The sequence below is a fragment of the Escherichia whittamii genome (genome assembly GCF_014836715.1).
Classification (GTDB): Bacteria; Pseudomonadota; Gammaproteobacteria; order Enterobacterales; family Enterobacteriaceae; genus Escherichia; species Escherichia whittamii.
Genome location: NZ_JACSQI010000005.1, coordinates 1 through 23,186 on the forward strand (window position 1 = coordinate 1; position 23,186 = coordinate 23,186).

The 23,186-nt window shown below is 47.4% G+C and carries 12 protein-coding genes; 6 read left to right on the plus strand and 6 right to left on the minus strand.

All coding sequences use genetic code 11. From position 1 onward, the window contains the following. Positions 1 to 148: 148 nt before the first annotated feature. From H9644_RS09655 to apbC, 6 genes are all read right to left on the minus strand, one after another. Complete coding sequence (locus H9644_RS09655) at positions 149 to 1,183, minus strand: putative fimbrial-like adhesin protein (protein ID WP_191774338.1); 1,035 nt, start codon at positions 1,181 to 1,183, stop codon at positions 149 to 151. Between the two features lie 15 nt (positions 1,184 to 1,198). Next, positions 1,199 to 3,679, minus strand: a complete 2,481-nt coding sequence (locus H9644_RS09660) for a fimbrial biogenesis outer membrane usher protein (protein WP_191774340.1) — start codon at positions 3,677 to 3,679, stop codon at positions 1,199 to 1,201. Between the two features lie 15 nt (positions 3,680 to 3,694). Then, complete coding sequence (locus H9644_RS09665; RefSeq protein WP_064526910.1) at positions 3,695 to 4,369, minus strand: fimbria/pilus periplasmic chaperone; 675 nt, start codon at positions 4,367 to 4,369, stop codon at positions 3,695 to 3,697. Positions 4,370 to 4,454: 85 nt separating this feature from the next. Then, on the minus strand, positions 4,455 to 4,997 hold the full coding sequence (locus H9644_RS09670; protein WP_191774341.1) for a fimbrial protein: 543 nt from the start codon (positions 4,995 to 4,997) through the stop codon (positions 4,455 to 4,457). Positions 4,998 to 5,279: 282 nt separating this feature from the next. Then, entirely contained in the window at positions 5,280 to 5,561 is a 282-nt protein-coding gene (locus tag H9644_RS09675) for a DUF2574 family protein (protein WP_191774343.1), read from the minus strand. 258 nt (positions 5,562 to 5,819) lie between these two features. Further along, positions 5,820 to 6,929: an iron-sulfur cluster carrier protein ApbC gene (gene apbC / locus H9644_RS09680; RefSeq protein WP_191774345.1), complete on the minus strand. Its 1,110-nt coding sequence runs from the start codon at positions 6,927 to 6,929 to the stop codon at positions 5,820 to 5,822. A 167-nt stretch (positions 6,930 to 7,096) separates the two neighbouring features. Here apbC and metG point away from each other — a divergent pair, with 167 nt between their 5' ends. The 6 genes from metG to H9644_RS09710 all read left to right on the plus strand — a co-directional run bounded on the left by metG (position 7,097) and on the right by H9644_RS09710 (position 23,185). Continuing rightward, the gene (gene metG / locus H9644_RS09685; RefSeq protein ID WP_191774355.1) at positions 7,097 to 9,130 is read left to right on the plus strand and encodes a methionine--tRNA ligase; all 2,034 of its coding nucleotides are present in this window, start codon (positions 7,097 to 7,099) and stop codon (positions 9,128 to 9,130) included. A 140-nt stretch (positions 9,131 to 9,270) separates the two neighbouring features. Further along, positions 9,271 to 13,086: a DUF4132 domain-containing protein gene (locus H9644_RS09690; RefSeq protein WP_191774357.1), complete on the plus strand. Its 3,816-nt coding sequence runs from the start codon at positions 9,271 to 9,273 to the stop codon at positions 13,084 to 13,086. Positions 13,087 to 13,098: 12 nt separating this feature from the next. Continuing rightward, positions 13,099 to 16,887, plus strand: a complete 3,789-nt coding sequence (locus H9644_RS09695) for a DUF4132 domain-containing protein (RefSeq protein ID WP_064526898.1) — start codon at positions 13,099 to 13,101, stop codon at positions 16,885 to 16,887. A gap of 9 nt (positions 16,888 to 16,896) precedes the next feature. After that, positions 16,897 to 20,529, plus strand: coding sequence for a DUF4132 domain-containing protein YehI (yehI, locus tag H9644_RS09700; protein WP_064526895.1), 3,633 nt, complete (start codon positions 16,897 to 16,899; stop codon positions 20,527 to 20,529). A gap of 51 nt (positions 20,530 to 20,580) precedes the next feature. Beyond that, positions 20,581 to 20,898 carry a hypothetical protein gene (locus tag H9644_RS09705; protein WP_064526890.1) on the plus strand — a complete coding sequence of 106 codons (318 nt, stop codon included), beginning with the start codon at positions 20,581 to 20,583 and terminating at the stop codon, positions 20,896 to 20,898. 1,198 nt (positions 20,899 to 22,096) lie between these two features. Then, complete coding sequence (locus H9644_RS09710; protein ID WP_191774359.1) at positions 22,097 to 23,185, plus strand: ATP-binding protein; 1,089 nt, start codon at positions 22,097 to 22,099, stop codon at positions 23,183 to 23,185. Position 23,186 lies beyond the last annotated feature (1 nt).

Below are 23,186 nucleotides of genomic sequence, written 5' to 3' on the forward strand. Positions count from 1 at the left end.
TGGTTCAGACTTCAGGATATGGTTGAGGGTTACCTGGTGATGAAGTCTCTTGATCAGGAGATCTGATCAAGAGACAGCTCGGAGAGAGGGGGAAATGCAGACACCTTATTATTTTTTATTATTAGCCACTTGCTCGTCTTGCTTGTTATTAGTCGTATTTCACGTTGATTAATGCGGTTGCCTCCAGTGCGCCAGATTTAACTTTATTTTTATCATAAACATAGTAACTGGCTGTTACTGGAATTGAAACCGTTGTATCTGTAATTTTTGACTTCGCCGCAATTTCTTTTAAATTTGTGTATCCTTTACTGCTGTCAGTGATATTTAAAAGTGTGACTGGCGAACCATCATTTTCAAGAATAAATCCTACGCCATTATCTTCCGGCCCTTTCAGTACCGTGTTACTGTTGGTTAACAAGTCAGAACTTGATAAATACACCTGCATTTTCCGTGATGTTTGATTTTGTTGACCTAATAAGTTTTTACAACGCAGAATAATATTCCCTTCTTCACTATTTATTGTTGTTTTGTTACCTGTGTCTGGTAATTGTGAAACGGGAATACTCTTTAAAGTAATTAATAAATCATCAGGTTTGCAGGTCGTTGTTATCGGGTTGTATGATAATGCCAGATTAAAGGAATAGACACCGGCATTTTGTGCCAATGCATTTCTGTAGCTATTCACACATGCATCCCACGACTTTCCTCCTAACAAACATATTAAAAATTGCACTGCGGCACTCCCACGCGTTGTTGATGAAGCACTGGATAATGTCGCGACACCATTAATCATCACTGCTCCGCCGCCCCCCGCAGAAACATTCACTTTCGCGTTACTGGCCGCCGATGTCACGGTTACTGAATAACCATTTGTGAAACTGGTCTGGTTATTTGATAACGTGATGCTGTTTTTATTAGTCCATTCAAAATGTAAATTTAATTTAATGGTATCGTTATAAAGCCCAACAATAATATCCGAAGGACTCATAGGGGTGATGGTATTCGTACTCACACATGACGAATCATTAAAATTATATTCATATTTCGCTGTTTGTGTTTGAGTCAGTGCAAAGTCCCCCTGAACAACCAGATTATGCTGCGCTGACAACTCTCCATAACATGCCGCATAGCTCTCAGGTATAACCATCACCATGAATATAAATAATACTATGTTAATTTTCATAAAACTACCCGATGCTTATTGGCAAATATAAGTTCTACTTTCATCAATCTCTTTACCGAAGGTGATTGTGCATGAAAGCCCTTGTTGTTTATCAATTGCCACATTAACCGCTGGCGGTATTTCATTGGTGCGAATAAATATCTGACTTCCCTGGCCGACAACACCAATGTTATGACCGTGGATATCATTGACTTCATAACCAAACGTTAATGGCTGTCCATCTGATTTTAATGCTTTTATAAACCAGGGCTTACGCTGATCGGTATCAAAATCAACCAGAACGACCGCGCCGCGATAAGGGGCGGTAATTTTACGGTTCCCGCGTAATTCTGTTTCGCTATCGCTTTGCGACACATCCAGCATCAGGTGATTTTCTCGATAAGATGTCATTCCGTCGTAAACCACCACACCATTACTGTTTGTTGTGCGATATTTTTGCCCATTGACATAAGCACCTTTAATTCCTGGTGCATGCATCACAGCAAACGTTTCGGAAAGACGGTTCGCCAGATTAACGCCACCCGACCAGGCGACAATACCCCCTGAAACACTGGCTCCGGCCTGTCGATAGGCACTCGACTGACTATAGCTGCCATTCACTGTTGCGACCGGAGCGGTCCAGGTCAAATTGGTCCCAGCTGTCGTTTCATTTCCCTGATGTTGGTGGCTCAAGTTGATACCATAGTTAAACTGATCGCGACTCCCAACGGTTCCCGATAAACCGGTATTGTTTGAGGCAAAACCCTGATTATCAAAGGTCGTTGAGTTAGACATATATATTTGCCGCTGCGGCGTCGTAACGTCATCGCCCCAGTCAAAGGGAATCGATATAAAAATATTAAAGCGTTTCTCTTCGGTGTGGTTCTCGTCATACGCCTGGCTTGCCGCGAGGGTATAGCTTATCCGCCGCCAGTTATTGGAATAACTCAGCTGATAATCTTTACTACTGCCGCTGCGCCCCCAGTAATCACGCCATAAAGTACTTAATGACACAGACCCCCAGCCTTCTGGCAATGACTGACTCATATTGGCGGAAAAGCTATTTTTGCGTCCAAAATCATTCTGGTAATAATCGGCAATGTCATAGATATCGTTTTTATCACGACGATAATTATCTTTATTATTTGCCCACACATAATCGTTAAATGTGCGGTAATCACGCGACGAATAACGCCAGGCCGCCAGACCAAAACGTGTCGATGTTTGGCTCAAAAATTTGTTATAGGCAATTTGATAACTTTGTCCGTCAAATACTTCACCATTGTCTTGTTTACTGTGCGATTTAGTTGCATCGACTGAAATTGCGCCAATGCGCGTGTTCCACCCTGTTCCGAAGGTAAACGCATAGTAATTATTAGCAACCATCGTGCCGCCATACAGCGTCAGTAAGTTATTAAAACCATACTGATAACCCGCCTGGACAAAATCACTTTGCTTGCTCGCACCTTCAATATGACTACGGCCCGCCGCAAAATCATATTTTGATACGCCAGGTTGCAGCATATTAGGTACTGCCGCATAAGGCACCAGATACGTAGTCACAGAACCATCGGCTTCCTTAACACTCACATCAAGATCCGCACCTCCGCCCGCCAACTGCAAATCACTAATCGAAAACGGGCCAGGTGGAACCTCTTTCTGATAAACGACAAAACCATTCTGTTCAATAGTTACCAACGCGTTGCTCTGGGCAATCCCCTGTACTCGTGGGGTAAAATTTTGCTTCGAGTTTGGCAACATCTGCATATCACGAAATAACCGAACCCCACTGAAGCGAACGGAATCAAATATATCCGCTGACGTGTACATATCACCAATACGCAACGTACCGAGAATTTGAGAAAATCCACGCTCCAGATACAGTGTGTTGCTTTTCCACTCCCCAGGATTGTTATCCGTTTTGCTAAAACTGGCATCAGAATGCAGTTGCCACCCCAGTAAATTTAACCCGCTGTTAAAACGCACATAGGTACTCTTGCTATTACCCGAGGCTTTATAGTCACTGTAATACTGACTTACGTAATAAGATGTATAAAACGCATTGATTCCCCGTTCCCAGTTTTCTGGCGGAACGTAACCATTTTCCAGTTCTTCAACCCAGGCTTGGGGGACAGCAAGATCCAAACGAAAAATCCCAATATCCCAGGCGTAGCTTCCGCCCTGTACAAGTTGCTCAAATGTTAAACATTGTTTTTCGCGTGCAAAATTATCGCTATTTATACCTAACCGCTTTACAATTTCACGCGTCAGGCAAGTTTCATCTGGGTTATCTTTTACGATAATTTCATATTTCCCACGCCATTGCTTATTGACATAAATATCAATGTCGTACTGGCCGGGTAAAGGCTGATTATCATCAAGACGCAAATTTGTTACTTGCTCACCTTTCATTCCTCCCATCATAAAATGGGTGTCAAAGGTTTCTTCTGTTGCATGTGCTTCAATGCCGAGCAATAACGCGACTATTGCTGATGCAAGCGGGGTCATTCTCAACATAGGCAGCTCCTGCAATTAAATTTTGTCACTAATATAGTTGCCGTGATCATCGATAATGGTCAGTTGCCAGCCATTCGCATTATTATTTTTTACACTGACACTCTGACTTTCTAGTGGTGCAATCATGATAGTTTCATAATTCACTTTGACATTATTCGCCTTAATGTCAGAAATCGTCACCCAATTTGGCGAGTCATTTTTTATGACTACGTTATTACCGTTACGATTCATCCGCAATTTTTTAAAGGTCGTTTTATTTACCGGGGCAACACCTACTGGTCGATAAAACAACTTAATTCTGTTTTGCATGGCAAATTTTAACGCATTCTTTCCTTCATCTTCTGGGCTATTCGGTGGAATATCCAGAACGTTAAGATAAAAAATACTTTCCTTATTAACGGGTAATTTATTAGGCATGATTTTAATTTTTATTTGTTGCCCAGAATTGGCCGCTACTTTAACTACTGGTGGCGTTAACATGAAAGGAACCTGAATCTTTTCTGGCGGCAGAGACGTGTCACCATCATCAATCCACGTCTGCACCAGTGAAGAACGGTTACCCTGATTCATCAGTTGTACCATGACTTCTTTCTGCTCTGCCGGGTAAATGATACGGGTCCCGAAAATAACCATTCCGGCATGCGCGGGAAATATCATAGAAGAGATGAGTAAAGATAATAATCCTTTCATCTTAATGCCTCTTATATTTATGCTGACCGCCATGAATATGGCGGTCAGTTTAGCTTACTGAAAAAAAATTGATTATTTTAAATATTTAATCCTGGGCAACACGCATAACCAATGAAGAGTTAACAGTACCAGATGCAACACTACTGTCGGTCAACTTCAGGTATTTTGCCTTAAACGGAATGGCATATTGTCCATCAGCAGTTTTATAACTTTCAATATTAAACGGTGCGGAAATATCCAGTACCTCACTGCTATCACCCAAATAGAGATAATATCCGACTGTGTCATTACTACTGGATATTGCCTTATCATTACCAAGAATTTTCTCGTTGGTGATCAATGAAAGTTTTACGCCATCAATAGTCTTCGGACAAGTAATTTTCAGCATACTGCTGGTTACACCAACCGCGTCATCGTAAGTTGCATATTTCGCCTTACCATCAAATACTGTGGTTGGTACAGTCGGCATATTAATACTGACTGAATCACCACCAGCGACAAATGTACATGGAGATTCAGCAATATTACCTTTAATAGTTAAAGTTCCGGTATCTACTTCAGCAGCGAAAATACCAGCACTCATAAATACAGAAGATAAGACAGCGGCAGCAATAATTGAATGTTTCATGATGCGTTCCTTAATAAGTTTATTTTGTTTTGTTAAGAGTCTGTATCTCTTGGAAACAAATTTCTCACACCAAAAAGGTTGCCGCAATGTAAACATATTGTTTTGTTGATTTAAAACAAATTAACCAATGCAATATAATTGCAACAAATAATTCGCCATAACAAACATTTTTAAAACTGATTAATTACCGTAAATAACATTTATGAATCAAATAAAAAAAGCCAAAATCATTCACGAGAGTGATTTTGGCTTTCTAAATATACTTAAAATGGTGTTGCGAAATTAATCGTAGCGATTTAACACGATTTTGCGTTTGTCATTACTACCCACAGCAACCACTTCTGTCGTAACGCCTTTTGCAGTAGAAGAAGCACGATAGCTGGTTTCAACTCGTTGTAACAACCGCCCACAACGTTGCTGAAGATGGTTATTAACAACATCCATACTGCATGTAGGGGAACTAATCCTGCCATTGATGGTTAATGTTGCAGTATCAGAAGAGAACGCGGGTGATGCTAGTCCATAAGCAAGAAAAACAACTCCTGACAACCAATACTTATTCATTGAACGTTATCCCTGTAGTAAAGGTTATGCCGGGTAGATTGAGTGCATAACAAACTATAGCTGTACATCCGCTACACAGCCACGAGGGATGATAAAGAGACAGTGCTTGCACATTCAATCGCCTTTGTACAGTTTCGGACTAAGATCCACTGAATATTCGCAGCATTAAAAAAGTGATTATTAAGGCTGCAAAAAATTCACCGCATCAATTTAACATTGATGCGGTGAATGAAGAACAACCAGAAAGATTAATGCGCGCTATATGACACGAAAGGCAATCTCGCCAGGAATGACTTCGCCCTGCCAGTAGAGTTGAGCTGCAACACGGTCTGCCAGCTGGCGGTAGATAGTGGTAAATTCGCTCTCCGGACGGCTAATAACCGTCGGAGTGCCTTTGTCGAGATCTTCACGCAGGCTGATGTGTAACGGCATTTGTCCCAGCAGTTGTGTATGATACTTCTCTGCCAGTTTCTCTGCGCCACCAGTACCGAAAATCGGTTCGTGATGGCCACAGTTACTGCAAATATGCACGCTCATGTTCTCAACAATACCAAGCACCGGAACTTCGACCTTTTCAAACATCACGATGCCTTTTTTCGCATCAATCAGCGCGATATCCTGCGGCGTTGTTACCACTACTGCACCGGTCACCGGAATGTTCTGCGCCAGCGTCAGCTGAATGTCACCGGTTCCTGGCGGCATGTCGAGCACCAGATAGTCGAGGTCTGGCCATAAGGTTTCTTGCAACATCTGCATCAGCGCCTTGCTGGCCATTGGGCCACGCCACACCATCGCGTTGTCATCAGTGACCAGATAACCAATTGAATTGGTTGCCAGGCCATGAGACATAATCGGCGCCATGTGAGTGCCATCTGGCGAAGTCGGACGCTGATTTTCTGCCCCCAGCATGGTGGGGATTGACGGGCCGTAGATATCGGCATCCAGAATACCAACTTTCGCCCCTTCCGCCGCCAGCGCCAGCGCCAGGTTTACCGCCGTGGAGGATTTACCCACGCCGCCTTTGCCGGAACTGACCGCAATGATGTTCTTCACGCCGTTAATACCCGGCTGATTCTTCACGCGTTTCAGGGTGGCAATGTTATGCGACAGTTTCCAGTCGATAGCTTTCGCCCCAGTGATACGCAGCAATTCAGCGCTACATTGCTCTTTTAATTCTTCAAACGCGCTATGCCAGACAAACGGCATAACCAGTTCCACATGCAACGTGTCGTCCATCCAGGCGACATGATGCAACGCTTTTAGCGTAGTGAGGTTATGCTTGAGGGTTGGGTGCTGAAAATTGGCCAGTGTCCCGGCAACCATTGCGCGCAGGGCTTCTGGTGATTTGGCCTGGGATTGTTCGTTCATCCCGACTCCTTATTTATAAAGATAACTTATCGCTATTAGTTTACCTGAAGTTAACAGCTAAGTACTTACCTAATAATGCATCATAAGATGCTTGCACAGGACTTACGTAACCATGCCCCATTTGGTACTATCTAAGCCCTTTTCACTACAAAGAAGTAATGCCTACTATGACTCAAGTCGCGAAGAAAATTCTGGTAACGTGCGCACTGCCGTACGCCAACGGCTCAATCCACCTCGGCCATATGCTGGAGCACATCCAGGCTGATGTCTGGGTCCGTTACCAGCGAATGCGCGGCCACGAGGTCAACTTCATCTGCGCCGACGATGCCCACGGTACGCCGATCATGCTGAAAGCCCAGCAGCTTGGTATCTCCCCGGAGCAGATGATTGGCGAAATGAGTCAGGAGCATCAGACTGATTTCGCAGGCTTTAATATCAGCTACGACAACTATCACTCGACGCACAGCGAAGAGAACCGCCAGTTGTCAGAGCTTATTTATACTCGCCTGAAAGAGAACGGTTTTATTAAAAACCGCACCATCTCTCAACTGTACGATCCGGAAAAAGGCATGTTCCTGCCGGACCGTTTTGTAAAAGGCACCTGCCCGAAATGTAAAGCGCCAGATCAGTACGGCGATAACTGTGAAGTTTGCGGCGCAACATATAGCCCGACTGAATTGATCGAACCGAAATCGGTGGTTTCTGGCGCTACGCCGGTAATGCGTGATTCCGAGCACTTCTTCTTTGATCTGCCCTCTTTCAGCGAAATGTTGCAGGCATGGACCCGCAGCGGCGCGTTGCAGGAGCAGGTGGCTAACAAAATGCAGGAATGGTTCGAATCCGGCCTGCAACAGTGGGATATCTCCCGCGATGCGCCGTACTTCGGTTTCGAAATTCCAAACGCACCGGGCAAATATTTCTACGTCTGGCTGGACGCGCCGATTGGCTACATGGGCTCTTTCAAGAATCTGTGCGACAAGCGCGGCGACACCGTAAGCTTCGATGAATACTGGAAGAAAGATTCCACCGCCGAGTTGTATCACTTCATCGGCAAAGATATCGTTTACTTCCACAGCCTGTTCTGGCCTGCCATGCTGGAAGGCAGCAACTTCCGCAAGCCGACCAACCTGTTTGTTCATGGCTATGTGACGGTGAACGGCGCGAAGATGTCCAAGTCTCGCGGCACCTTTATTAAAGCCAGCACCTGGCTGAATCATTTTGACGCTGACAGCCTGCGTTACTACTACACTGCGAAACTCTCTTCGCGCATTGATGATATCGATCTCAACCTGGAAGATTTCGTTCAGCGCGTAAATGCCGATATCGTCAACAAAGTAGTGAACCTGGCCTCCCGTAACGCTGGCTTTATCAACAAGCGTTTTGACGGCGTGTTGGCAAGCGAACTGGCTGCCCCTGAACTGTACAAAACCTTTACTGATGCCGCTGAAGTTATTGGCGAAGCGTGGGAAAGCCGCGAATTTGGTAAAGCTGTGCGCGAAATCATGGCGCTGGCTGACCTGGCTAACCGCTATGTTGACGAGCAGGCTCCGTGGGTTGTCGCAAAACAGGAAGGCCGCGATGCCGACCTGCAGGCGATTTGCTCAATGGGCATTAACCTGTTCCGCGTGCTGATGACGTACCTGAAACCGGTACTGCCGAAACTGACCGAGCGTGCAGAAGCATTCCTGAATACGGAACTGACCTGGGATGGTATCCAGCAACCGCTGCTGGGCCACAAAGTCAATCCGTTCAAGGCGCTGTATAACCGTATCGATATGAAGCAGGTTGAAGCCCTGGTGGAAGCATCCAAAGAAGAAGTGAAAGCCACTGCCGCACCGGTAACTGGTCCGCTGGCTGATGATCCGATTCAGGAAACCATCACCTTTGACGACTTCGCCAAAGTTGACCTGCGCGTGGCGCTGATCGAAAACGCAGAGTTTGTTGAAGGTTCCGATAAACTGCTGCGCCTGACGCTGGATCTCGGCGGTGAAAAACGCAATGTCTTCTCCGGCATTCGTTCTGCTTACCCGGATCCGCAAGCGTTGATTGGTCGTCACACCATTATGGTGGCTAACCTGGCGCCGCGTAAAATGCGCTTTGGTATCTCCGAAGGCATGGTAATGGCTGCTGGTCCTGGCGGGAAAGATATCTTCCTGTTAAGCCCGGATGCTGGTGCTAAACCTGGCCATCAGGTGAAATAATCCCCCTTCAAGGCGCTGCATCGACAGCGCCTTTTCTTTATAAATTCCTAAAGTTGTTTTCTTGCGATTTCGTCTCTCTCTAACCTGCATAAATACTGTTAGCATCTACATTCAACTGGATAAAAATACAGGGATGCAGAATGAGACAGTTTATCTATCAGGACGAAAAATCATATAAATTCTGGGCGATTGAGCAACAGGGAAACGAGTTGCATATCAGCTGGGGAAAAGTTGGTACCCAAGGGCAAAGCCAGGTAAAAAGCTTTGCGGATGTTGCGGCAGCGGAAAAAGCGGAACTGAAGCTGATCGCAGAGAAAACGAAAAAAGGCTATGTGGAAGGCGATTCAGCAAATGTGAATCTCCCACTCGCCACCAAAGTCACTCCTGAAGTTAAAATTTTCCCTGAGAGTAAAAACAAACGCCCATGGCTGGCTGATGATGCGGTCATTCCGTTAACTGATGATATTAATCGCTTTGCTTTTCCTCATCGCACCAGGCCAAGAGAAATTAATTATCTGCGCAATAAAGGTGAGATATGGAAACGTATTGCAGATAACACCGATGCATATGATTTAAAAGAATACTACAGTTCTTATCCGGAAAACTGGCGACAGGCGTTTGCCGAATTACAGTTGCGAATTCAGGATAATCTACAGACAGGGAGTGCACAATCTGACGCTGCATTACTCTGGCACTTAAGGAACTCTTACTCAACAGATGAACTGGTCGATGACTTAGTCGTTCGTTGTGGCCTGGAAAGTACCGTTGAAATCGCCCTTCTATCTTTTCAACTTATAATATTTGATGATGACTCTGAGGATGATGAGGTGAATGTAGTAACCAATATTCCTCTGGATCTCAAAGCAGAATCACTACCAAACTGGCATCAACGCCTATGTCATCATCTTTCACTCGCTTCAGAAGATGAGTGGCAACGCTGTGTAGATAAAGTACTCGCAGCCATTCCCTCGCTCTCCCCAGCACGGCAACCTTTTGCGGCGTTACTGCTCCCTGAACGCCCGGATATTGCCAATGCTATGGCTCTACGCTATGCAGACCAAAACGTTCCGGCGATGACCTGGTTAAGACTGGTGGTAACCGATGACACAGCTCTGACCACAGCGGAAAAATACGACTTCCCACCGTTGCATCGTGATTTTCGCGCTTATCTGGCAATGTTGCTGGCAAATCATGGGATGTGCGGTGTAAGCCGGATACTTCTTGAGTTAACGGAAGATCATTCTGACAATCCCTGTTATCTCTTCGATCGCATCAGCGAGACTGAAAACCTTGTCAAATGGCTATGGAAAACGAATCACCCGGATGCGATTCAAATTCTGATCCTCGGTGTAATTGGCAAGAAAAAGCACCTGGAATACTTAAGCAAAGCCTGTCAAAAGCATCCCGCTGCGGCTATTGCGGCTTACGCTACTTTGCTGGCAACACATGAAAATAAAGAGTGGCGTAACGCACTTGTCAAACTGATTACCGTCACGCCAGAGTTGGTATGTGACGTCATTCCCTGGGTTAATGCTAAAGCGGCAGGCATCTTATCTGAATGCCGTCCGCAACCAGTCGCTGAAGAATGCGAATACGCCACTGCGGATATGTTGCCGGAGATGTTTGTGTCGCCGCCCTGGATGACCAAAGAGAAAAAGAAAAATACGCTGGTGTTTGATCTTCCTGTGCTTCCAGTTCCTTCTGTTTCGGATATCACTCCAGAGATTGCCAAAAAACTAACCCGTACTTACCTTGTCACACGCTTCCAGCAAATAGCCCAACAGCAGGCATCAAAACAAACATTGTTTACCGACCTGCCGCCGATGGAAAAAGCAAGTTGGGAGACACACTTAGTCCCCCTTACGCAAGAACAGCAAATTCTGTGGTATCTGGGTTTTGACAAATGGCGGGAGAGCGGAGAAAAAATATACGAAAAAGTTCCGGCACCACAAAGCGCCGTTGATGCCCTGTTACGCTTCGATTTTCCAGCACTCAATGCTGAATTTGCGCAATACCATAACAATGCCTACAAAAGCTGGAATCTCATTGCCCTCTGTTACCTGCCTGGTCAACAGGCCATTTCTTTTCTTAACCAGATAGTCAAAGAAGATAACTACTCTGGTGAGGGAAATATTCTGGCAATTTTTGGAAGCGCCGCCATTCCTGCATTTATGACCTGCCTGCAACGTGAGCCACAACGGTTGTGGTTTTTCACCTTCTTCCTTGGTGTTAGTGAATTGGCATGGCCAATGGCGCAACGACTCCAGAAAAAAATGTCTTATGAAGATGCGCGAAACTGGCTAACGGATTACCCGCGCCATGCCGCCACCGGACTACTTCCTGTGGCTCTGGGCAAACAAGGAAAAGATCGTGATTATGCCCGCCAGGCACTCCGTCTGCTGGTGAATTTAAACCAGCGAGAAACGATTGAGGAAATAGCCCAGGGGTATAATCAACCTGATGTTTTAGCGGCGCTGGCAACATTATTTGATAGCGATCCGCTTGAGGAGCATCCCGCAAAAATCGCTCCGCTCCCAGGCTTCTATCAGTTCACCTTATGGCGCAGACCTCGGCTTAAAAGTAATAACCTGCCTCTGCCAGATGACGCTATGCGCCACCTTGGCACAATGTTGAGCTTTCCTCGCGACATCACCCCCTACGCAGGGCTGGATATCATCAAAGAAACCTGCACCCGCGAATCACTGGCTGACTTTGGCTGGGAGCTGTATACCGCCTGGACAGAAGCTGGCGCACCAGCAAAAGAAAACTGGGCATTTACCTCGCTGGGGATTTTAGGCAATGACGACACCGCGCGTAAATTAACTCCGCTTATCCGTGCCTGGCCTGGAGAATCCCAGCATAAACGCGCGGTTTACGGGCTGGATGTATTAGCTGATATTGGCAGCGATATTGCGCTAATGTTGCTTAATGGCATTGCACAAAAGATTAAATTCAAAGTATTGCAGGAACATGCCCGCGACAAAATCAACATGGTCGCTGAAAACCGTGGGCTGACTATGGCCGAACTGGAAGACCGCCTGGCTCCAGATTTGGGGCTTGATATCAACGGTTCGCTGACACTTGATTTCGGCCCACGTCAATTCACCGTTGGTTTTGACGAAACCTTAAAACCCGTTGTTCGCGACGCAAACGGTAAAGTTCTGAAAGACTTACCCAAACCAAACCAGAGCGATGATGAAACACTGGCAACTGACGCCGTTAACCGCTTCAAACAATTAAAAAAAGATGTACGCGCCATCGCCGGCCAGCAAATTACCCGCCTGGAGCAAGCTATGTGCCAGCGTAGGCGCTGGACTGCAGAACAGTTCCGCCTGTTTCTGGCGGAACATCCGCTGATGCGCCACTTAACCCGACGACTGTTATGGGGGGTGTATACCGACAAAAACATGCTGATTGCCGGCTTCCGGGTCGCAGAAGACGGCACTTACAGCGATGCGCAGGATGAACTATTCACGCTGCCAGCAGGAAACATAGGTATTCCGCATGTGCTGGAAATCTCCCCTGAATCCGCCACTACATTCAGGCAAATTTACGCTGATTACGAACTGCTTCCCCCCTTCCAACAGCTCGATCGTGGTAGTTATCGTCTTGCTGATAATGAACGTAGCGCCCACGAACTGACGCGCTGGGACGGACGTCTTTGCCAGGCCGGACGCATTGTCGGCCTGGAACGCAGAGGCTGGCAACGCCTGGAGGAAAGCGGCAGCGTCTATGCAATGCGAAAATCTACCTCTTATGGCGATATCGAGCTTGAAACAGAACCTTTTTCATTAATTTATGGCGAAACGGGATATGGCGACCTGTTGCCTGTTGAAAGCGTAAAAATGAGTTCACCGGGTAACCGCGACAGTAAACAATCCTCACTCACGTTCTCCGCGCTCGACGACATCACCGCCAGCGAACTCATTAACGACATTGAATCACTGTTTGATTAAAAGGATTTAGCAATGAAAACCTATATTTATCAGGATGAAAAATCACATAAATTCTGGGCGGTTGAGCAGCAGGGAAATGAACTGCATATCAGTTGGGGCAAAGTCGGCACCAACGGGCAAAGCCAGGTAAAAAGCTTTGCTGATGCGGCGGCGGCGGAAAAAGCGGAACTGAAGCTGATTGCGGAGAAGGTGAAGAAGGGGTATGTGGAGCAAGCGAAGGATAATCATTCAAAACAGACTCACACGGTAACGAAATCTCTCGAATTGCCTGACTATTCCACTATCATTCAGGAACAGACCTCAGTTACACCAGAAATCTGCGCAGCTGACAAAAATACAGATGTTGTTTTACCGTGGCTGGCGAAAGATATAGCTGTCGTTTTTCCACCCGAAGTTGTACACACCACGTTCAGCCATCGCCGCTTTCCCGGAGTTCCTGTTCAGCAAGCAGACAAATTGACCCAGTTACGCCGTTTAGCCTGTAGCGTGTCGCAACGGGATAATAAAACAGCCACATTTAACTTCAGCGCCTGTTCTTTAGAATGGCAAAACGCCATCGCCCAGGCGCTCAGTCAGATCGACAGCCTGAAAACAACACAGTTACCATCACCCGTAATGGCTGTACTCACGGCACTTGAAATGAAATGCACAAGATATAAAGAGCGTGAGGATGTTATGGATCAGATTATTCAGGAAGGCGGTCTGGATTATGCTACTGACGTAATAATACATCTTCAACAAATATCTATTGAATGGGATTATGTCAACAATAATATTGTTTTCCTGTCGTCTGACATTTCACCTGATTACTTGCAGCAATATTCCAGCTTTGAATTACGCCTACGTAAACATTTATCACTGGCTGAAGAGTCTCTTTGGGAGAAATGTGCGGATAAACTTATCACTGCAATCCCAAATATTCCAGAATGGCGACAGCCATTAATTGCCCTGTTGTTACCTGAAAAACCAGAAGTTGCACATGAAATTGCTCATCGTCTACTTAGACAAAAAAAATCACCCGCACTTGAGTGGCTAAAAATAGTGGCAACTGATGAACACATTCTTGCCTCATTAGAAAAATATTACGAGCAATATAAAGTTTTTGATAATTATTATCATGGTGCCATATGGACAGCTACTGTATTACAAGAGCAAGGTGTTGCAGCCCTGCCCCGATTTGCTCCGTATGCTGCTAGTGACTACTGCGGCGATGTTCTGCGCCATATCAATCATCCGTTCGCGTTGACACTGCTTATACGTGTAGCTGGGCAATCTAAACGCTGTCATGAACGAATGATGAAAGCCTGCGCTTCATTTCCACATGCAGCGCTGGCGGCATTAGCAGAACTCCTAGCACAAAAAGATGAAAAGCGCTGGCGCATGATGCTAATGGCAATGCTTATCTCACAACCAGCATTAGCAGAGCGGGTAATCCCCTGGCTATCTGCCCCGGCAGCTACCGTGCTGAAATCATGCCAGCAACAGCTGATACAACCTTCAGTTTATGCAAACGCCGATATGTTACCTACCGTATTAGTCTCACCGCCCTGGCTGGCTAAAAAGAAAAAATCGACGATTTCAGTGCTGGATTTAGCACCACTTAGCCTCGAATCTGTATGCACAATAACCGACACAGAAGCTAAAGAGTTTCAAACTCGTTGGGACTGGGAGCCGCAAAAGCCAGGTGAAGGTGCTAAAGATTTCCTTTACTCACTGGGATATCGCCGCTGGGATTTTGACACATATAAATATATTGGTGCTTCTGACTCAGCAATTGATGCCTGGGAACGAGAGGACTTCGCCGCACTCATTCAAATGTTTAAAGCACATCACGCGCCGTATCAGAGGGAATGGCACCTCAACTCACTTCCCTTTTTACCCATGCAAAAAGCAATCAAGCTATGGGAGTTTCTCAGCAAAGAACCACACACTGCGGTGAAACCTGTCATGCTTTATTTGCGGCTTGCAGGTATGAGTGGTTTTCTGCACTCGTTTTCACGCTACCCTCAAGAAGGTTTTGCTATTGCTGATTATTTTGCATCTACGGAACTGGCACCCGCCATCGCCCGCGCCTTCAACAAACTCAAAACCCTACGACAAGACGCCCGCACCTGGCTGTTGAAATACCCGGAACATGCCATTACCGGCCTGCTGCCTGCAGCGCTCGGCAAAGCCGGTGAAGCCCAGGATAACGCCCGCGCTGCCTTGCGTATGCTTACCGAAAACGGTCATCAGCCATTACTGGCAGAAATCGCCCGGCGTTATAACCAGCCGGAAGTAACAGACGCGGTGAACGCTCTGCTTGCGCTCGATCCCTTAGATAATCACCCGACAAAAATCCCCACTCTTCCGAGCTTTTACCAGCCATCGCTCTGGACGCGCCCGGTATTAAAAGTAAATGCACAATCACTGCCAGATAGCGCCCTCCTCCACCTCGGCGAAATGCTCCGCTTCCCCCAGGAAGAGGCACTGTATCCGGGGTTATTACAGGTGAAAGACGCCTGCACCGCCGACTCACTGGCAGAATTTGCCTGGGATATGTTTACCGCCTGGCAGACCGCTGGCGCACCGTCAAAAGAGAGCTGGGCATTCTCCGCCTTAGGTGTTCTCGGTAACGATGATACCGCCCGCAAACTGACGCCATTAATCCGCGCCTGGCCTGGTGAATCCCAGCATAAACGCGCCACTGTCGGGCTGGATATCCTCGCCGCTATCGGCAGCGACATCGCTCTGATGCAGCTTAACGGCATCGCCCAGAAACTGAAATTCAAAGCATTACAGGAGCGGGCAAAAGAAAAAATTGCCGATATTGCCGAAAGCCGTGAACTCACGGTAGCGGAGCTTGAAGATCGCCTGGCCCCGGACCTCGGTCTGGATGATAACGGTTCGTTGCTGCTGGATTTCGGTCCACGTCAATTCACTGTCAGCTTTGATGAAACCTTAAAACCGTTTGTACGTGATGCTTCCGGCAGCCGCCTGAAAGATTTACCTAAACCGAACAAAAGCGATGATGAATCACAGGCGAACGAGGCAGTTAACCGCTACAAACTGCTGAAAAAAGATGCTCGTACCGTCGCCGCCCAGCAGGTGGCAAGGCTGGAGTCCGCCATGTGCCTGCGCCGCCGCTGGTCGCCGGAAAACTTCCAGCTCTTTCTGGTTGAGCATCCGCTGGTTCGCCACTTAACCCGCCGTCTGATTTGGGGCGTTTATAGCGTCGATAACCAGCTACTGGCGTGCTTTCGCGTGGCGGAAGATAACAGCTACAGCACCGCTGACGATGACCTTTTCACTTTGCCTGAAGGCGATATCTCTATTGGTATTCCTCACGTTCTGGAAATATCACCGACGGATGCCGCCGCCTTTGGTCAACTTTTTGCCGACTACGAACTGTTACCGCCGTTCCGCCAGCTTGACCGTAACAGTTACGCCCTGACAGAAGCCGAGCGCAATGCCAGCGAACTGACCCGCTGGGCAGGTAGAAAATGCCCGAGCGGCCGGGTAATGGGGCTGGCGAATAAAGGCTGGATGCGTGGTGAACCGCAGGATGCAGGTTGGATCGGCTGGATGATAAAACCTCTGGGCCGCTGGTCGTTAATCATGGAAATCGATGAAGGATTTGCGGTAGGCATGTCGCCAGCCGAACTGAGCGCCGAGCAGCTTTTAAGTAAACTATGGCTGTGGGACGGCAAAGCAGAAAACTATGGCTGGGGACGTAATTCAACTCAGGAAGCACAGTTCTCCGTGCTCGACGACATTACCTCCAGCGAGCTGATTAACGATATTGAAGCACTGTTTGAATAAGGAAAGAACATGAGCAAGGAATTACCGTGGCTGGCGGATAACGCGCAACTGGAACTGAAATATAAAAAAGGCAAAACGCCACTCAGTCATCGCAATTGGCCGGGAGAACCGGTGCCCGTTATCACTGAAAGCATCATTCAGACACTGGGTGATGAACTTTTGCTACGTGAAGGCAGCAAAGAAAATATTAGCTGGCAATATGAGCACTGTTCAGCAGAGTGGCTCGCCCCCATCAGACAAGCGATCGCACTGCTCGGCGAGCATAAGACATCAATATCTCCCCTTACAATGGCGGCACTGATCTGTATCGCAAACAGTGACAATGAGCAGTTGCTGGATGAAATCGTCCAAAAAGAAGGGCTGGAATATGCAACGGATGTGGTGATAGCCCGTCAGAGTATTGCGCAGGGCTACCGTACTGACCCATCAACAGTGCATTTAATGACAGTGACTGATGACCAGAGTTATGGCTATCGCTCAGAAACCTACAACGATTTCGATCTGCGACTGCGTAAACATCTTTCCCTGGCGGAAGAAAGCTGCTGGCAACGTTGCGCGGATAAACTCATTGCCGCACTGCCAGAAATACCCAAAGTTCGCCGTCCTTTTATTGCGCTGGTGCTGCCGGAAAAACCAGAAATTGCTAATAAGTTGGTAGGTCTTGAATGCCCGAGGACTCATTTTCATTCTAAAGAGTGGTTAAAAGCCGTAGCGACTGACCCTAAAGCGGTAACGAAACTTGAACGTTTCTGGGTCCTGGACATATTTAGTGATCGCGAAGCGAGTTATATGTCGCAGAAAAACCACTTCGGCTACGCGGCCTGTGCCGCCCTATTGCGCGAACAAGGGCTGGCAGCCATTCCTCGCCTCGCGTTGTATGCGCATAAAGAGGATTGCGGAAGCCTGTTGGTACAAATTAACCATCCACAGGTCATCCGCATTTTGCTGCTCGTTGCCGATAAAAATAAACCCAGCCTGCAACGTGTTGCTAAATTCAGTAAAAATTTCCCCCATGCGACGCTTGCCGCACTGGCAGAGCTTCTGGCGATAAAAGAACCACCTGCCCGCCCTGGTTATCCAATCATCGAAGACAAAAAGCTGCCTGCACAGCAAAAAGCTCGAGATGAATACTGGCGTATGCTGTTACAAACACTGATGGCATCGCAGCCACAACTGGCAGAAGAGGTGATGCCGTGGTTAAGTACAAATGCCCAAGCCGTGTTGAACGGCTATTTATCCGCACCGCCAACGCTTGCTATGGAAAGTCCTGAAAGCAATAACCAGCCTGAAATCCTTGTTTCACCGCCGTGGCGTCGTAAGAAAAAAATGACACTTCCGCGCCTTGATTTAGCGCCACTCGAATTAACACCACAAGTTTACTGGCAACCGGGCGAACGCGAGAGACTTAATTCAACAGAATCTGCTCACTACTTCAGCACGGATTCTGTTGTCGAACGCTTAGAGCGAAAAAGTGGTCGTGTCGTATTGCAGGAATTGGGTTTTGGGGATGATGTATGGCTGTTTCAGAATTATATACTCCCCGGAAAACTGGATGCTGCACGCAATTCACTCATTGTTCAGTGGCATTACTACCCGGGGCGGGTTGAAGAGATCCTGCATGGCTGGAATTCTCCGGAAGCACAATCCGCAGAACAGGCGCTTCGTAGCGGAGACGTTGAAGCATTAATTTACGCCTGGGAAAATGACAGCTACTCGCGTTATCGTCGGGAAAAGAGTGTCTGGAATCTGTATTTGCTGGCACAGCTGCCACGAAAGATGGCACTGACGTTCTGGCTGCGTATCAATGAGAAAAAATACCTGTTCGCTGGCGAAGACTATTTTCTCAGTATCCTCGGACTGGATGCGCTACCCGGTCTGTTATTGGCTTTTTCACATCGTCCAAAAGAAACATTTCCGTTAATTTTAAATTTCGGCACAACCGAACTGGCGCTACCCGTTGCTCGCGTCTGGCGACGTTTCGCAGCGCAGCGTGATCTGGCTCGCCAGTGGATTTTGCAATGGCCGGAACATACGGCAACCGCCCTTATTCCACTCGTCTTTGCTAAACCCAGCGACAACAGCGAAGCGGCATTACTTACCCTTCGTTTACTGTATGAACAGGGACATGGTGAATTGCTGCAAACCGTGGCAAACCGCTGGCAACGTACTGATATATGGCCAGCCCTGGAACAATTGCTTACCCAGAACCCGCTGGAAATTTACCCGCCACGCATACCAAAAGCACCTGATTTCTGGCATCCAGCAATGTGGTCCAGGCCGAGACTTATCTTTAATAATCAGCCGATTACCGATGATGCTCTGGAAATTATCGGCGAAATGCTGCGCTTTACCCAGGGTGGGCGTTTTTATAATGGGCTGGAACAACTGAAAACGTTCTGCCAGCCGCAAACGCTGGCAGCTTTTGCCTGGGATCTCTTCACCGCCTGGCAACAAGCTGGCGCCCCCGCAAAAGATAACTGGGCATTTCTGGCGTTAAGTCTCTTTGGCGACGAAAGCACGGCTCGGGATCTGACGACACAGATCCTCGCCTGGCCACAGGAAGGAAAATCTGCCCGTGCCGTCAGTGGCCTGAACATCCTTACCCTGATGAATAATGATATGGCGCTGATACAACTGCATCATATATCGCAACGGGCGAAATCCCGCCCCTTACGTGATAACGCGGCGGAATTTCTTCAGGTGGTCGCAGAAAATCGCGGGTTAAGCCAAGAAGAGTTAGCGGACAGATTAGTCCCAACACTGGGTCTTGATGATCCACAGGCGTTAATTTTTGATTTTGGTCCACGGCAGTTTACCGTTCGCTTCGATGAAAACCTCACCCCGGTTATCTATGACCAGCAAAACGTTCGCCAGAAAAGCGTTCCCCGGTTGCGCGCTGATGACGATCAACTGAAAGCGCCCGAGGCCCTGGCCCGACTAAAAGGACTAAAAAAAGATGCTACTCAGGTGAGCAAAAACCTGCTACCGCGTCTTGAAACAGCCCTACGCACCACCCGGCGCTGGTCGCTGGCAGATTTTCATTCTTTGTTTGTTAATCATCCCTTCACCCGCCTGGTTACCCAGCGATTAATATGGGGCGTGTATCCGGCAAGTGAACCGCGTCGTTTACTCAACGCCTTTCGTGTGGCCGCAGAGGGGGAGTTCTGCAATGCGCAAGATGAGTCCATTGACCTGCCTGCGGATGCCCTGATTGGCATTGCCCACCCGTTAGAAATGACAGCAGAAATGCGCAGTGAATTTGCCCAACTTTTTGCCGATTACGAGATTATGCCGCCACTTCGCCAGTTAACGCGACGCACGGTGCTGCTCACTCCTGACGAGTCAGCCAGTAATAGTTTGAACCGCTGGGAAGGTAAATCCGCTACCGTTGGGCAACTTATGGGAATGCGATACAAAGGCTGGGAGTCAGGCTATGAGGACGCATTTGTCTATGACTCAGGTGAGTATCGTCTGGTCCTTGAGTTTTCCCCCGGTTTTAACCACTACAATGCTGATAGCAAAGCGCTAATGAGCTTCCGTTCTCTTCGAGTGTACCGTGACAATAAATCTGTCACTTTTGCCGAACTCGATGTGTTTGATTTGAGTGAAGCGTTAAGTACGCCAGACATCATTTTTCACTAACACACTGCGGGCAGTAACCATACTGCCCGTTATCTGAAAACTGAGGAAGCTATGATCATACAAAGTAAACTGGTAGCCGTTTACGATTATCAGGTTATTGATCCTGATGACCCCTTTTCCTTACGACTTGAAATCCATAAATATGCTCAATTATTTACTGGTGCAGTCTATCGTATGGAACGTTTTCGGCTACGCCCAACGTTTAATCAATGTGATCGAGAGGATACAGCCCCGGTAATAAATGATGCCTTGATATATATAAGAGATGAGTTTATTGATGAACGAAAATTACGAGGTGAATCGGCAGAAACTGTAATAGCAATTTTTAATCGTGAACTACAGAATATATTCAACCAACAAATAGAATAATAGTTTATTAAAGGGGGAAACGGTACTCCCCCTTAGATGCGTTTCAATTTGCCCGTTACTTCAACAAATCAATCAACCGCAATAGAGCCACTAATAGCTCCAGTACGGCAATGAGCACGGTTAACTTTTGTGTCAGCGTGTCCATCCGCTCTCCTTATTAAGGAGCGCAACACCAGCACCTTACCCTTACACTGCCTGTCGATACTGGTTTACGTATGTTGGTACGAAACGTTGCTCTCCGGATCAGGGCACCGCCTGCAGCACCACCCGTCCGGCAGCCAGGACTTGAAATGGGTCCGATCCGGCGCAACTCCCCAACAGATCTGGATTATAAATCTCGTTTAGTGAATTGCAACGGGGGGGTGATATGGTTATAATTCACTCGTTGGTACGAAATGTTGCACAATCAGCAAGTTATCGTCAAAGTAGTAAATAAAAGAACCTGCCTCACCAGCAGGTTTTTTTATTTTCTGCGATCCGCTTTCCAGATATTTTTCGCCAATACTCCACCATAAATACACACATCCCGGACAAATGGTATATTGATTATAAAATCGATGAATTTATAAATAAGAAAAAAGTTATCGGGTGAATTAATGAAAGATGTAATCATTTTATTAAAGGGGGAAACGGTATTCCCCCTTAGATGCGTTTCAATTTGCCCGTTACTTCAACAAATCAATCAACCGTAACAGAGCCACTAATAACTCCAGTACGGCAATGAGCACGGTTAACTTTCGTGTCAGCGTGTCCATCCGCTCTCCTTATTAAGGAGCGCAACACCAGCACCTTACCCTTACACTGCCTGTCGATACTGGTTTACGTCTGTTGGACCACGATGTTGCACTCCGGATCAGGGCACCACCTGCAGCACCACCCGTCCGGTAGCCAGGGCTTGAAATGGGTTCGATCCGGCGCAACTTCCCAACAGTCAGGATTATAAATCTCATTATCTTAATTGCAACGGGGTCCAGCGGTGGTTATAATTCGTTCGTTGGAACACGATGTTGCACAGGCTGCGGTGTTGGGCCTGAAAGTAGTAAATAAAAGAACCTGCCTCACCAGCAGGTTTTTTTATTTACTGTGATCCACTTTCCAGATATTTACTTACTATTTTCCAGTCAAACAACTAATGCGCCAAACATTTATTGCGCGTAAAATATCGTTTAATTTATTAATACATTTCAGGGATGAATATATGTCAGTGCAGAATAATCATCTGCAGCGTCCGCCTGCCGCTGTGTTATACGCCAATGAACTGGCAAAATTAAAACAAAATGATAACGCACCCTGCCCGCCAGGTTGGCAGTTAAGTTTGCCTGCGGCCCGTGCTTTTATCCTTGGCGACGAAGCGCAAAATATCAGCCGTAAAGTCGTGATTAGCCCCTCCGCTGTCGAACGTATGTTAGTCACTCTTGCCACCGGGCGCGGTTTAATGCTAGTCGGGGAACCGGGTACGGCTAAATCTCTCCTTTCTGAATTACTGGCTACCGCTATAAGCGGCGATGCTGGTTTAACCATCCAGGGCGGCGCATCTACCACCGAAGATCAAATCAAGTACGGCTGGAACTACGCGCTGCTTATCAATCATGGTCCGTCAACGGACGCGCTGGTCCCTGCCCCACTCTATCAGGGAATGCGCGATGGCAAAATCGTCCGTTTTGAAGAGATAACGCGTACACCGCTGGAAGTGCAAGACTGTCTGTTAGGTATGCTTTCTGATCGGGTAATGACGGTGCCGGAACTCACTGGTGAAGCCAGTCAGCTCTATGCACGAGAAGGCTTTAATATTATTGCCACTGCCAATACCCGCGATCGCGGCGTCAATGAAATGAGTGCCGCGCTCAAGCGTCGTTTCGATTTTGAAACCGTCTTTCCGATTATGGATTTCGCCCAGGAGCTGGAACTTGTCGCCAGTGCTTCGGCGCGTTTGTTGGCCCATAGCGGTATTCCGCATAAAGTCCCTGACGCAGTACTGGAGTTACTGGTCCGCACCTTTCGCGATCTGCGTGCCAACGGCGAAAAGAAAACGTCAATGGATACTCTGACAGCAATAATGTCCACCGCTGAAGCCGTGAACGTGGCCCATGCCGTGGGCGTCCGCGCCTGGTTTTTAGCGAATCGCGCGGGGGAGCCTGCCGATCTGGTGGACTGTATTGCCGGAACCATCGTCAAAGATAACGAAGAAGATCGCGCTCGTCTGCGCCGTTACTTCGAACAGCGTGTTGCCACACATAAAGAAGCTCACTGGCAGGCTTATTATCAAGCTCGCCACCGCCTGCCGTGAG

Bases quoted from the DNA above. Each gene is read 5' to 3' on its own strand.
- H9644_RS09655 (WP_191774338.1), bottom strand. From the start codon at position 1,183: ATGAAAATTAACATAGTATTATTTATATTCATGGTGATGGTTATACCT.
- H9644_RS09660 (WP_191774340.1), bottom strand. From the start codon at position 3,679: ATGTTGAGAATGACCCCGCTTGCATCAGCAATAGTCGCGTTATTGCTC.
- H9644_RS09665 (WP_064526910.1), bottom strand. From the start codon at position 4,369: ATGAAAGGATTATTATCTTTACTCATCTCTTCTATGATATTTCCCGCG.
- H9644_RS09670 (WP_191774341.1), bottom strand. From the start codon at position 4,997: ATGAAACATTCAATTATTGCTGCCGCTGTCTTATCTTCTGTATTTATG.
- H9644_RS09675 (WP_191774343.1), bottom strand. From the start codon at position 5,561: ATGAATAAGTATTGGTTGTCAGGAGTTGTTTTTCTTGCTTATGGACTA.
- apbC (WP_191774345.1), bottom strand. From the start codon at position 6,929: ATGAACGAACAATCCCAGGCCAAATCACCAGAAGCCCTGCGCGCAATG.
- metG (WP_191774355.1), top strand. From the start codon at position 7,097: ATGACTCAAGTCGCGAAGAAAATTCTGGTAACGTGCGCACTGCCGTAC.
- H9644_RS09690 (WP_191774357.1), top strand. From the start codon at position 9,271: ATGAGACAGTTTATCTATCAGGACGAAAAATCATATAAATTCTGGGCG.
- H9644_RS09695 (WP_064526898.1), top strand. From the start codon at position 13,099: ATGAAAACCTATATTTATCAGGATGAAAAATCACATAAATTCTGGGCG.
- yehI (WP_064526895.1), top strand. From the start codon at position 16,897: ATGAGCAAGGAATTACCGTGGCTGGCGGATAACGCGCAACTGGAACTG.
- H9644_RS09705 (WP_064526890.1), top strand. From the start codon at position 20,581: ATGATCATACAAAGTAAACTGGTAGCCGTTTACGATTATCAGGTTATT.
- H9644_RS09710 (WP_191774359.1), top strand. From the start codon at position 22,097: ATGTCAGTGCAGAATAATCATCTGCAGCGTCCGCCTGCCGCTGTGTTA.